General features: G+C 66.7%; 11 protein-coding genes and 2 pseudogenes. 7 read left to right on the top strand and 6 right to left on the bottom strand.

All coding sequences use genetic code 11. The features are described 5' to 3' along the window. The first annotated feature begins 5 nt into the window (after positions 1 to 5). A complete protein-coding gene (locus ABIB29_RS06910; RefSeq protein WP_354171297.1) occupies positions 6 to 854 on the top strand; it encodes a YveK family protein in 849 nt (282 codons plus the stop codon). On the opposite strand, the gene ABIB29_RS06905 is transcribed toward ABIB29_RS06910, so the two are convergent. Beyond that, positions 851 to 1,741, bottom strand: a complete 891-nt coding sequence (locus tag ABIB29_RS06905) for an amino acid-binding protein (protein WP_354171295.1) — start codon at positions 1,739 to 1,741, stop codon at positions 851 to 853. The genes ABIB29_RS06910 and ABIB29_RS06905 overlap by 4 nt on opposite strands. A 63-nt stretch (positions 1,742 to 1,804) precedes the next feature. Then, positions 1,805 to 2,302, bottom strand: coding sequence for a large conductance mechanosensitive channel protein MscL (mscL, locus tag ABIB29_RS06900; protein ID WP_354171293.1), 498 nt, complete (start codon positions 2,300 to 2,302; stop codon positions 1,805 to 1,807). Between the two features lie 150 nt (positions 2,303 to 2,452). Here mscL and ABIB29_RS06895 point away from each other — a divergent pair, with 150 nt between their 5' ends. From ABIB29_RS06895 to ABIB29_RS06875, 5 genes are all read left to right on the top strand, one after another. Continuing rightward, positions 2,453 to 3,412: an ABC transporter ATP-binding protein gene (locus tag ABIB29_RS06895; protein ID WP_354171292.1), complete on the top strand. Its 960-nt coding sequence runs from the start codon at positions 2,453 to 2,455 to the stop codon at positions 3,410 to 3,412. Between the two features lies 1 nt (position 3,413). Further along, the gene (locus ABIB29_RS06890) at positions 3,414 to 4,586 is read left to right on the top strand and encodes an ABC transporter permease (protein ID WP_354171290.1); all 1,173 of its coding nucleotides are present in this window, start codon (positions 3,414 to 3,416) and stop codon (positions 4,584 to 4,586) included. Beyond that, positions 4,583 to 5,746 (top strand): ABC transporter permease, encoded by a 1,164-nt coding sequence (locus ABIB29_RS06885; RefSeq protein WP_354171288.1) that lies wholly within the window; start codon positions 4,583 to 4,585, stop codon positions 5,744 to 5,746. The genes ABIB29_RS06890 and ABIB29_RS06885 overlap by 4 nt, the downstream gene beginning before the upstream one ends. A 78-nt stretch (positions 5,747 to 5,824) precedes the next feature. Next, on the top strand, positions 5,825 to 6,604 hold the full coding sequence (locus tag ABIB29_RS06880) for an IclR family transcriptional regulator (protein ID WP_354171287.1): 780 nt from the start codon (positions 5,825 to 5,827) through the stop codon (positions 6,602 to 6,604). A 94-nt stretch (positions 6,605 to 6,698) separates the two neighbouring features. Next, on the top strand, positions 6,699 to 7,889 hold the full coding sequence (locus ABIB29_RS06875; protein ID WP_354171286.1) for a 4-hydroxybenzoate 3-monooxygenase: 1,191 nt from the start codon (positions 6,699 to 6,701) through the stop codon (positions 7,887 to 7,889). 46 nt (positions 7,890 to 7,935) lie between these two features. Here ABIB29_RS06875 and ABIB29_RS06870 read toward each other — a convergent pair whose 3' ends face one another. From ABIB29_RS06870 to ABIB29_RS06855, 4 genes and pseudogenes are all read right to left on the bottom strand, one after another. Beyond that, complete coding sequence (locus ABIB29_RS06870; RefSeq protein ID WP_354171580.1) at positions 7,936 to 9,708, bottom strand: ABC transporter permease; 1,773 nt, start codon at positions 9,706 to 9,708, stop codon at positions 7,936 to 7,938. Between the two features lie 38 nt (positions 9,709 to 9,746). Then, on the bottom strand, positions 9,747 to 10,814 hold the full coding sequence (locus tag ABIB29_RS06865; RefSeq protein WP_354171284.1) for an ABC transporter ATP-binding protein: 1,068 nt from the start codon (positions 10,812 to 10,814) through the stop codon (positions 9,747 to 9,749). Positions 10,815 to 10,902: 88 nt separating this feature from the next. After that, a complete protein-coding gene (locus tag ABIB29_RS06860; RefSeq protein WP_354171282.1) occupies positions 10,903 to 12,003 on the bottom strand; it encodes an extracellular solute-binding protein in 1,101 nt (366 codons plus the stop codon). Positions 12,004 to 12,073: 70 nt separating this feature from the next. Next, a pseudogene (locus ABIB29_RS06855) lies at positions 12,074 to 12,406 on the bottom strand (hotdog domain-containing protein); the annotation flags it as partial. A 60-nt stretch (positions 12,407 to 12,466) separates the two neighbouring features. Between ABIB29_RS06855 and ABIB29_RS19970 the strand changes: the two are divergent. After that, positions 12,467 to 12,529: pseudogene (locus tag ABIB29_RS19970) on the top strand (hypothetical protein); the annotation flags it as partial. Positions 12,530 to 12,536 lie beyond the last annotated feature (7 nt).

Raw genomic sequence — 12,536 nt, 5'->3', positions numbered from 1 at the left:
AGACTATGGATCCGATTTCGGTACTCAAAACGCTGTGGCGGCACAAATGGGCGGCCTTGCCCGTGGCCCTGCTGACGATCTTTGCGTGCGTCTACGTAATGTTCATTGGCCAGCGTAGCTACGAAGCCACCATGACCTATGCCTTGCTGAGCCCCAAGACGCCCACCGAGGCGGAATTGCGGGCTCAGCCGGAACTGGCCGCAATTAATGGCGACAATCCGTACCTGCGCAGTGGCGATCGCGCCCTGTTGGCGCAGGTGCTGATAACCAAGCTCGGAGCCCAGGAGACCGCGGAGCAGTTGAGGAGTCTGGGATTAGGTGCCGAATACACGGTCGGGCAATCGCTGAGCTCCGGATCCGGTATGTTGCTGGAGATTTCGGCTTCGGGGAATTCGCCAGCCCAGGCGGTGGACACCGCGACGGCACTCGGCAAACGCTTGGATACGACCCTGCGCGAAGTGCAGACCATCAACGGTGCGGACGACAGCTATCTCTATTCCGCCCTGACCATCGACGGTCCCGGCCAAGCGAGTGAGATTTTCTCCAGCAGGCTGCGCACCCTCATCATCGTGGCCGTCGCCGGAGCGCTGCTGCTCTTCGTGTCAGTGTCCGTGGCGCGGTCCGTGGAGTTGGCCAGGGCACGGCGGCCCGTCGTCGAAAAACCGGCAAAACACGTGGACAGGGAGGCCGACAGAACCAAGGGTCCGGCCGCCAGCCGGACCGGTAGGGGACAGGTCCCGGTCCGACAGACCGGCAGCGTAATGAACGTGGAACAGGCCGGCGTCGACGATGCTGATCAGGAGTCTTCGCTGGTGACGGTACCTGATCGGGACAGCCGACCAGGCGGGAGCTAGGCCCGGGTGCCGGCGGCCGGGCTGTGCGCGAGGATCTCGGCGAGCTCGGCCAGCCGGTGCGCCCGGGCGGACTCCGCCGGGGTGAACGGCTCGCCGGGACGGACAAAGGTGATGGGACCGTGCCAGGCGGTCGGGATCCTCAGTACGGTTCCGTCAGGGGTCGGGACTGTGCCCGCTTCGGCAGCCGGAGTAGCGGTGCCCGAGTCCGGCCTGGCCTCGATCCGTGCGCGCAGCAGTTCGGCGACCGCCAGCGGCAGCTCAGCCGGGTTGGCCGCGATCCTGGCCGCGAGGCTCAGCGCCCCGGTCTGCCCGTCGGCCATGGCCAGCGCCGTGGTGGGCCAGACATGCGGGTCATGTCCGCCGCCGTCGCGCAGGGCCATCAGCAGCTCCGTTTCGCCCAGCTCGCCGGGCGCGGACAGCACAAACTCATCGAGCACACCGCCGTCGACCGGGTGGACATGGATGCTCAGGATGTTGGTGTCCAGCCTCGCCAGCGACTGCGTGAGTTTCTGCAGTGAACCGGGCCGGTCCTTCACGACGGTGCGGGCGCGCCACAGGGCCGGTGCCGCGCCGAGCCGGCGGCGGTGCCGCAGGGCGGGGGCGTGCAGCCAACGCCGCAGCATCCGCGTCGCTGACGGTTCCGCCACCCAGATGACCAGGATGGTGGCGGTCAGCGTGAGGACGAGGACCTTAGCCACATAGGACAGTTGCGTCCCCACCACCGCCGCATGGACCACCAGCTCGATCGGCAGCATCACGGCGACGTTTGCCAGCGTCAGCCGGGTTTTGGTCGGTTCGGGCATCAGGCCGCAGACTTCGCAGCTCAGTTCGGAGGCGGCCGGGACCTGTGTTCCGCCGTGTTTTCTGCCACGGGCTGAGGGCTTCATGGGTCCCATGATGTCCGGCGGCTGTTACGGGCCTATTGCCGGCCGGTGACGATTCCGCTCAGACTAGCGGCTGCGCCCGCCGGCCGCCTCGACGGTGCGCTCCCCGGCCGGCCCGCCGTTCAGCGCCAGGGTGTGGCCGGACGTCGGCCCGTCTTCCGCACCGGCAAGCTGGGCCAGCAGGTCACGGATTTCTGCCAGCAGCGCTGTGTCCGCCGGGATCGGCTTCTCTTCCGGTTCGGCGGTGGCGAGGCGCTTCTTGACCAGATGGTTGATCCGGTTCATCGGTGCCACGAAGATGAAGTAGACGACGGCGGCCGTGATCATGAATGTGACGAACGCCGTGATGACCGCGCCGAAGTTGAGGAACGTCTTGTCGTTCCCAGGCCAGATGTGGAAGCCCAGCCCGTCGGTCTCGACCCCGCCGGCCGCCGCAATGATCGGGTTCACGATATTCGAGGTAAACGCGCTGACCAGGGCGGTGAAAGCGGTGCCGACAACCACTGCGATGGACAGTTCGATCACGTTGCCGCGCAGGATGAAGTCCTTGAATCCTTTGAGCATGGGTCCTCCGGTGTGCCTTGATCTAACTCTGAGTGCCGTGTCCCGGGCGCGGGGATCAACCGCTAGACGCTATCACTTCTCCGGCCCTGTCTATTGCCCGGCGGGGCCCCGAGGCTAGTCTGGACAAATCAATGCGATGGGGGATTGCTGGTGGAGGTAGTACAGACGCAAACCAAAGACGTGCTGGACGTCAGTGGACTCGTCAGGCGCTACGGGGACCTGACCGCCGTCGACGGCGTTTCCTTCCACATCCGCACCGGTGAAACCTACGGGCTGCTGGGACCCAACGGCGCCGGGAAGACCACCATCATCTCCATGGTCGCAGGTCTGATCCCCGCCAACGGGGGAACCGTCCGCGTAGCGGGCCGGGCCATGACCCCGTCCGAGACCGAAGCCAAGCGGATTATCGGGCTGGTCCCGCAGGAACTGGCCATTTATCCGGACCTGACCGCGCGGGAGAACCTGAAGTTCTTCGGCCGGTTGCAGGGACTCAGCGGCAAGGAGCTCACCCAGCGCACCAACGAGGTGCTGGAGCTGATCGGCCTGAGCGACCGGGCCGGTGACCTGACCAAGAAGTACTCCGGCGGCATGAAGCGCCGGCTGAACATCGGCATCGGTCTGCTGCACCGGCCCACCCTGCTGATCCTGGACGAACCGACGGTCGGGGTGGATCCGCAGTCCCGCAACGCCATCCTCGAATCCGTGGAACGGCTCTCCGTCGAAGGCATGGCCGTGCTCTACACCACCCACTACATGGAGGAAGCCGAGCGGCTCTGCGACCGGATTGCGATCATTGACGAGGGCCGGATCCAGGCCGAGGGCACCCGGGACGAGCTGATCACGCTCACCGGCGGCGTAGACCGGATCAACCTCCGCGGCGGCGGCAGCACATCCCGGGCTGCGGAAGCCCTCCGCGGGCTGCCGGCCGTGCAGCGCGTCGACAACGACGGTGCCGGGCTTATCCTTACGGTCAGCGACGGACCCACCGCACTCGCAGGGATCGTGACCGGCGCCGGGCGCGCCGGAATGTCCGTGACGTCCGTGGAGATTGTCCGGCCCGACCTGGAGTCAGTTTTCCTGCACCTGACCGGCAAAGCGCTGAGGGACTGAGATGCCCGGTCTGTGGACCATGGTCGCGAACGACCTGCGCCAGCGCATCCGGGACAAGTCCGTCTTCATCTTCTCCCTCATCGTCCCGCTCGCGCTCATGGGGGTGTTGAGCCTGGTCTTCGGCGGACTCGGCGAGGACACCGTTGACCTGCAGCCGGCCACCGTCGTCGCCAGCGCGGACGACGCCGACCAGCTGGGCGCCGCCCTGCTCGGCGCCGTCGATTTTCTGGAGATCATGGACGTCACCGTCAAGCGGGTCCCGGCGGCGGAAGTCCGCAACGAGACCCAGGCCAGCGGCGCGGACCTTGGCATTATCATTCCCGAGGGCTTCAGCAACGCGGTGCTGTCCGGACAGGCCGCGTCGGTCCAGCTGGTCGAGGGTGACGGCGCGTCGCTGGAAACCGGGGTGCTCATCTCTGTGGTCCAGGGGGTCGTGGACCAGCTCGCCGCCGGCACGGTGACCGCCGCCGCCGGAGGCCTTTCCGGGCTGCCGCACCAGGATCTCGCGGCGCTTGCCCAGCAGGCCGCGGCCGGACCGGCCATGCTCACCCTGACCGAAGGGCAGGCGGCCGCCGAGCAACTCTCGCTCCGCGGCACGCTCGTGGCGGGCCAGGCCGGGCTGTTCCTGATGTTCACGGTCGGTTTCGGCGTCCTGGGGCTGCTCGCGGAGCGGGAACAGGGCACCCTGGCCCGCCTGCGGTCGATGCCGGTCACCGGCGGCGCCGTGATTACGGCCAAGGCCTGCACCGGCTTCATCCTGGGCGTCACTGCCACCACCGTGTTGCTCACCGCCGGCTCCCAGCTGTTCGGCGTCTCCTTCGGCTCGCCGCTCGTGGTGGCCGCCCTGATTCTTAGCGTCGTGACAGCGGCTACCAGCCTGACGTTCGTGGTCGCGCGGCTGGTCCGGACGGCCGAGCAGGCCAACGTGGCGCAGTCCATCCTGGCGATGGTGCTGGGGATCGCGGGAGGCGCCTTCTTCCCGGTCCAGGGCACCGGCTTCGCCGCAACGCTGCTGGACCTCAACCCGATCGGCGCGTTCATCCGGGGCCTCGGCATCTCAGCCGGCGGCGGAACCCTGGGGGACGTGACGGGGCCGGTAGCGGTCATGCTGGCGTTCGCCGCGGCCGGGCTGCTCCTCTCGCGCCTCCTCCCGGACCGGGGGGCGCAGGCATGAACGCCATGGTCGCGATCGCCACGGTGGAACTGCGGCGTTTTCTGCGGGACAAGTCGAACATTTTCTTCGTTTTCATCTTTCCCCTCATGCTCATCCTGCTGCTCGGTTCCCAATTCGGTGCCGGCAGCGGCCAGCCCCGGGTGACCATCGCCGGACCCAACAGCGGGCTGGCCCAGGCCCTGAGTGCGGAGCTTGAATCGTCCGGCGTCGACGTCACGGCAAGCGGCCCGGAGGCGGCGCGGGCGGACCTCAGCCGCGGCCGCACGAACGTCGGCGTTTTCCTTGACGACGCCGACTCCGACGCTTACGACTCCGGGCGGGCCGCGGAACTCGACGTCGTGATGGCCTCGCAGTCCTCCGCCCAGGCCGTGATGCAGCAGGTCCGCACGGCTGTGCAGGCGGTGGGGCTGGAGCGGAGCCAGCTCGCTGCCCTGACCGGCGCCGGAGTCCCCGAGGAGCAGGCCCGCCCCGCCCTGGACCAGGCCGCCGCGCAAGTGGCAATGCCGACGGTGGAAATCGTGGACACCGGCGACGTCGTGCAGGAGTTCCGGGGACTGGGAAAGTTCGATCTCGGTGCCTCGCAGCAGTTGCTGCTCTTTGTCTTCCTCAGTTCACTCACCGGTGCGGCCACGCTGATCCAGGCACGGCGGTTCGGTGTGGTCGGCCGGGTCATGTCGGCCCCGGTGTCCAGCGGCCAGATCGTGGCCGGGCAGGCGCTGGGACGCTTCGCCATTGCGTTCGTCCAAGGCGGATTCATCATGGTCGGCACCGCGCTGCTGTTCGGCGTCGACTGGGGCAATCTGTGGCTGTCGGCCCTGGTGCTGGTGCTCTTCTGCGCCGTCTCGGCAGCCGCCGCGATGATGGTCGGCTCGGTGATGGACAATGACACCGCCGCGGCCGGCGTGGGCGTCGGCGGCGGACTCGTACTGGCTGGCCTGGGCGGCTGCATGGTGCCGCCCGAGTTCTTCCCGGATACGCTGGCCGCGATCTCCTTCGCCACGCCCCACCGCTGGGCCTATGCGGCATTGGCAACCATCCAGCGCCACGACGGCAGCCTTGGCGATGTCCTGCCGGAGCTGGGCGTGCTCGCCGGGATGGCAGCCGCGCTGCTTGTGCTGGGCGCCTGGCTGCTGCGACGAAGCCTCAGCCGGGCCCTGTAACGGCCACGCGATCCCGGGCCAGTGCGGGCACCGGCGGCGTAAAGTGGAAGCAGAATCCATTCAACGGAAGTGACGGCGATGGCTAACTCCGGCACCGGGGACTCCGTGGTGGACCGCGTGGTCAGGGTGATCTCAGCGTTCCCCGAGGGCGTCACCGTGCTGCCGCTCTCCGAGCTCTCGGACCGGGCCGGGCTGCCGCTGAGCACGGCCCACCGACTGGTCCGGCAGCTTGCCGGGCACGGGCTGCTGGAACTGGGCAGCGGGGGATCCGTCCGGTTGGGCCTGCGCCTGTGGGAGCTGGTCAACCGGAATTCGCCCACCCTCGCCCTCCGCCAGGCGGCCATGCCCTTTATGGAGGACATCCAGCAGGTGCTCAACCAGAACGTGAACCTGGCCGTGCTGGAGGGCTGGGAGGCGTTGTTCGTCGAGCGCCTCTCCCGCCGCGGCTCCGTGGCGAACCGGGCCCAGATCGCCGGACGGATGCCGGTGCACGTGTCCTCCGCCGGGCTGGCGCTGATGGCCAACCAGCCGGCGCCGGTCCAGGCGGAGTACCTCCAGCAGTTCCACGATCCTGCCGGCAAGGTCCAGCCGGAGGAACTCCGCACCCTGCTCCAGGAGACGGCCGCCCACGGCTTTGCGCAGCTGGCCGGCGTCGTGGACCCGGACACCTGGGGGATTGCCGTCCCGGTGCGGGACACGAGGAACCGCACCGTGGCGGCGCTCGGCGTCGTCGTTCCCCTGCGCGAGGTGCGGCTCCAGGCGCTGGTTCCGGCCCTGCAGACGGCCGCCCGCGGGATCGGCCGGCAGCTGCAGGGGGCAACGGCGGCGACTGCATTCCATTCAGCGGAATCCGTGTAACGCCCATCACGTGGCCGGGCGCACACTGGAGCCAGAGAATCCACACGGCCCCTGACGCCCACCCGTCCGGGCCCCGCAACGAAGCGAGGACACCATGGCAAACCGCAAAGTCATTACCACCCAGGTCGCCATCATGGGGGCTGGCCCGGCAGGGCTGATGCTTTCCCACCTGCTGGCCCAGCAGGGAATCGAATCCATCGTGATCGAGATCCGCAGCCACCAGGAAATCTCCGAAACCGTCCGCGCGGGGATCCTGGAACACGGCTCTGTGAACATGCTCGTGGACAGCGGCGTCTCCGACCGCGTCCTGCGCGACGGCGACCGGCACGACGGCATCGAACTGCGCTTCAACGGGGAGAGCCACCGGATCGACTTCCAGGACCTCGTCGGCGAATCGGTCTGGCTCTACCCCCAGACCGACGTCTTCCTCGACCTCGCCGCACGGCGCCAGGCCGACGGCGGCGACGTCCGTTACAGCGTCACCGACACCACCATCCAGGACCTCGAAGGCACGCCGAAGGTCATGTTCACCGACGCCGACGGCGTGGAATGGGAGCTGCAGGCGGACTTCATCGCCGGCGCGGACGGCTCGCGCAGCCACAGCCGCTTCCAGATCCCGGAGGCCCAGCGCAAGTGGTACTTCCACGAGTACCCTTTCGCCTGGTTCGGGATCCTGGCTGAAGCCCCCCGCAGCTCCGACGAACTGATCTACGCCAACTCCGAGAACGGCTTCGCCCTGATCAGCCAGCGGACCGACACCGTCCAGCGGATGTACTTCCAGTGCGACCCGAACGAGGACGTCAACAACTGGAGCGAGGACCGGATCTGGGATGCGTTCCGCAGCCGGGTCAACGGCAACGGCTTCGAGCTCAAGGAGGGGCCGGTCATCGACAAGACGGTCCTGAAGTTCCGCAGCTTCGTGCACGCCCCGATGCGCCACGGCAAGCTGTTCCTCGCCGGCGACGCCGCCCACACCGTCCCGCCGACCGGGGCCAAGGGCCTGAACCTGGCGATGCACGACGTCAAGGTGCTGTTCGAAGGATTCGACAGCTTTTACCAGACCGGGAACACCGTGCTCCTGGATGCCTACAGCGACCGCGCCCTGGACCGGGTGTGGAAGGCCCAGCAGTTCTCCTACTGGATGACGTCCATGCTGCACACCCCGGACGACGCCGACGACTTCGCCCGCGCCCGCCAGCTCGGCGAGCTCAACTCGGTGGTGTCATCCCGCCACGGCCGGGCCTACCTCGCCGAGGCGTACACCGGCTGGCCGGGCGCGCACTAACACCGGCGCGCACTAACACCGGGGCACCGGGCGGGCTGGCAGCTAGCTAGGGGACGCGCACGGACCCGGCCGGCGCGGCTTCGACCAGGACCGGCGTCGTGCTTTCCTTGCCATCCGCTCCTGCCTTCGCCGCTTTGGCGGACTTCCGGCCCGCCCGGCCGTAGACCAGATACATCGTCACACCGGTGATGACCATCAGCAGCACGGTGTAGACGAAGGTGTTTGAGACCCCGTCGACCCCCTCGGCGCCGTCCGTGTTGGCCTTGATGACCAGGCCCAGGGGCTGGAACAGCGGGTGGGCCAGGAAAATGGCGGTGTCGTAGTCGTCCAGCATGCTGTTGAAGTTGAGCGCCGTGATCGCCGCGGCTGCCGGCAGGACGATCGGCAGCAGGATCCGGCGGAACACGTACAGCGTCTTGGCGCCCATGATGTTGGCCGCCTCTTCGAGCGAGGAGTTGACCGAGGCGAAGGAGGCCTTGAGCATCCGCAGGGTGAACGGAATCTTGACGGTCACGAAGGCGATGAGCAGGATCACTGTGGTCCCGGTCAGGACGGCGCCGCCCACCAGCGGGTTCGGATGGTCGTAGCTGAGGATCAGGCCCAGGGCGAGCAGGGCGGAGGGGAGGATCCACGGGATGTGGAGCAGGTACTCGACGACCGACGTGACCCAGTTGCGGTACTTCTGCAGGAGCCGGGCAACGAAGAGCAGGCCTCCGACGGCGATCAGTGCGGCCAGCGCGCTGTAGACGATGCTGATGACGAAAGGCCGCAGGCCCGAGGGCTGGGTGAGGACCCGGATGTAGTTGTCGAAGGTCAGGCTCCCGGGCACCAGTTGGCCGGTCTGGATCGCGGCGCCGTCGGCAAAGGAATACAGCACGATCAGCACCACGGGCAGCGTGTAGACGGCGAACAGCAGATACGCGGCGACGTGGACGGCAGCGTTGGCCACGGGGTTTCGGATTTGCTGCTTCTGCAGCCCGGCGGACACCTTCGAGACCGAGAAGTACGTTCCGCCCTTTTCCATCCGGGTCATCACCGCCAGCATCAGGATGGTGGCCACGCCGAGGATCACGGCGAGCAGGGCGGCGAGGTCCCTCGACGTCGGGCTGTTGCTGAAGGTGAGAATCATCGGCGTGATGGTCTGGAATTCCCGGCCGCCGAGGACCTGCGGGGCGCTGAGGGCTCCGAGGCCGGTCAGGAACGAGAGGATGGTGACGGCGAACAGCGTCGGCTTCAGCATCGGCAGGACGATCCGCCGGAGGATGGTCCAGGTGGAGGCTCCCATGTTCCTGGCCGCTTCGATGGTCTGGTAGTCCACGCCCTTCAGCGCGTTGGTGACGAACAGCATGTGGTTCGTCGTGGTGGCGAACGTCATCACGGCCAGGACGGCAAAGAAACCGGAAAACCAGCCGGGATCCATCCCGGGAAACAACCCCACCAGGAAGCCGGTCACGATCCCCTTGTCCCCGTAGATGAATTTGTAGCCCGCCGCCAGCACAATGCCGCCGTAGATGAAGGTGGTGGCGTAACCGAGGAACAGGACCCTTGAGCCGCGGATCTTGAAGTACTGGGTGACCAGCACAATGAAGATTCCCACCACGTTGACGGTGATGGACAACGCGACCGCCAGCAGAAAGCTGTTGCCCAGGGATTTCATCGCCCGCTGGGAGGAAAAAAGCTTTTCGGCGGCGCGACCGGAGAAGCTCCCGTCCGGGAAGAAGGTCTGGATCAGCACATTCGCATTGGGCCAGACGAGGAAAGCCGCGATGAACCAGGTCAGCACGACCCCGACGATCAGGACTGCGGGGGAACGGAGCATGCTCCGGATGCTCCCGCCGTTCGAGCCGCTTACTGTGCTCACAGGGTGGTCACTTCCTGCAACCGGTTCCTGAGCGAGACACCTGTTTCCGGGTGATATTGGAGGACGTGGGAGGGCTGGACGTAGACCGTGGCCTGACTGCCCGTGGCGGGGTGTGTCCCGCCGTCTTCCTTGACCAGCAGCCGGATGTCGGCGTCGTGGCAGCGGACGATGTACCGGCTGTGCAGGCCGTGATAGGTCTTCGAAACCACAGTCCCCTGCACCGGGACGGCCGAGCCGTTGCCGCCGGCGGGATCCAGTGACGCCTTTTCCACGCGCAGGTAGGAGTTGGCCGTGGGATCCAGGGCGTGACGCGATTGCCGGTTCAGTTCCGCGATGAACCCGGCCGACAGGCGTGAACTGTCCCCGATGAAATTGCAGACAAACTCGGTGGCGGATTCGTCATAGATGCTCTGCGGAGTGCCAATTTGCTCGACCACACCCTTGTTGAAGACGGCCACCCGGTCGCTCATAGCCAGTGCCTCGTCCTGGTCATGGGTGACGTAGACGGTGGTGATGCCAAATTCGCTTTGGAGGTCCTTGAGCTGCTGCCTCAGCTGGTGGCGAAGCTTGGCATCCAAATTGGAGAGCGGCTCGTCGAGCAGCAGGATCTTGGGCTGCAGCACGAGCGCCCGGGCGACGGCGACGCGCTGCTGCTGTCCGCCGGACAGCTCGGCCACGTTTTTGCGCAGCTGGTCCTCGGACAGGTCAACCCGCCGGGCGATATCGCGGACGAGGCGGTCGCTCTCGGCCGCCTTCTCCTTGCGCACGCGAAGGCCGAAAGCGATGTTCTCCCACACGCTCATGCTGGGGAAGAGGGCGTAATTCTGGAACACCATGCCGACCTGGCGCTTGTCGCTCGGAAGCCGGGTGACGGCCTTGCCGTCGACGTAGACCTCGCCGGCGGACGGCTCGATAAACCCTGCCAGCGTTCGGAGTGCGGTTGTCTTTCCGCAGCCTGAGGGTCCAAGCAGCGTGAAGAATTCGCCCGGTTCCACCTGGAGGTCAAGGTTGGGGATGGCGGTGAAGTCGCCGAAGGTGACTTCGATGTTCTCGAAACGGATCATGGCAACCTGTCCTGTGCTGGCGGCGTGGCGGGGGTGTCCAGAAGAAAAGGCACGGGCTGTGGCCGGCCGGCCACAGCCCGTGCACGGGTCAGCTCATGTATTCCAGTTCGATCTTTTCCACCCAGGCGCCCATGTTCTCCTGCACGAAGTTCCAGTCGATGTCCTGCTGTTTGAGCGTGTTGAAGAATTCGACGACTTCGGGCTTGGCCTTGGCTGCGGCTGCCTTGTTGACCGGCATGGAGTTGAACTGCTGGGACCACGCACCCTGGATTTCGGCGCTGCCGAACCAGTCGATGAACTTGAGGGCCTCATCCTGCTTGTCCGTGCCGTTGACCAGGGCAACCTGCTCGATGGCCAGCGGTACCCCAACGGACGGCATCACGGTCTCCACGTCGACGTTGAACGACTTTTCACGTTCGGGAATAACCGAGGAGGCCATCTGCCCCATGTCCGTGTCCCCCGAGGCGATGCGGGCGAAAAGGTCGGTCTTGGCCACCGCCGGTGTCCCGTTCTTGAAGTACTCTTCGACCTGCTTCCATCCCTCGTCCGAGACGCCCAGATCGCCGGCGTCGTCCTTGTAGCGCGTCAGGATGCTGGCGAAGACCAGTTGCGCGGTCGCCGTACCGAGGCCGGTGACCCGCTCGTAGCGGGATTTGAACTTGTCCTGGGTCCATAGGTCGGTCCAGTCCCTGGGGGCCTCGTCAGCGCTGAACTTCTCCGTGTTGTAGCCGAGGAGGATTGCCTGCTGGACCAGCGGCCAGTAGGCCTTGCTGTCGGACTGGTCACCCTTGGCGGTGTCGACCTCTGCGGACCAGGCGGGGGTAAACGGTGCGATGGCACCGGCTGCCTTGACCTGCTCGAAGTACATGTTGTTGAGCCCGAAGGCGACGTCCGCGATCGGGTTGTTCTTCTCCGCGATCAGCTTGTTGGTGGCGTCCGCGCCGCCGGCGCCGACGATTTCGATCTTGAAGCCGGCCGCTGCAGCCTTCTCCGTCAGCCACTCGCCGCGGCCTTCACCGTTGGAATTCGTGTAGACGATCAGCGTTTCGCCGGAGGGCGGTCCCGAGGGGGCGACGGCGGCGGGCCCGGTAGCTGCTCCGGACGAGGCGGGGGCTGCGGCGCCCGCGCCACAGCCGGAAAGAAGGGCGACGGCGACGGCGCCGGCAACCAGGGTTTTCAATCTGCGCACGAGTGAGACTCATTTCTGAACGGGGCCAGATGGCATTTGTCCGGCCAGCCTATAGCGGACGACGCAGGATTTAGCGGTTATGGCTATCAAATCGATGAAATAGCCCGTCCTTGGCAACCGAGTCTGGTGTGTTCGGGTGAACGTCGTGCGCCCGCGGCCTGAACGCGCCGTGAACATCGGGGCGCACCGACGCGCCGGGGTGTTTCGGGCAGATCATGTTGCGGACCTCGGCGCGCATTCTCAGCGAGGTCCGCCCGAAGCGGGTGGCCGTCAGCCCCATCTCGATCAGGTCGCCCTGGACGGCCGAGCTGACGAAGTTGATTTCGGAGATGTACTTCGTGACGGCCCGGCCATTGCCGAGTTGCAGGATGGCGTAGATCGCCGCTTCCTCGTCGGTCCATTGCGCGTCGCCGGCAGTGTGACGGGACCCCGCAGGCCCGGGCGGCGGTCGTAGACTCTGGGCATGGACACTCTCTCGGTCGTCGGCGGCGGCATCGCGGGACTGGCCCTGGCCGCATGCCTTGACCCCCGCC

Source organism: Arthrobacter sp. UYEF36, assembly GCF_040547025.1.
In the GTDB taxonomy this organism is placed as follows: domain Bacteria; phylum Actinomycetota; class Actinomycetes; order Actinomycetales; family Micrococcaceae; genus Arthrobacter.
The sequence above is the reverse complement of the archived record's forward strand: the minus strand, read 5'-3'. Positions and strand labels throughout refer to the sequence as shown.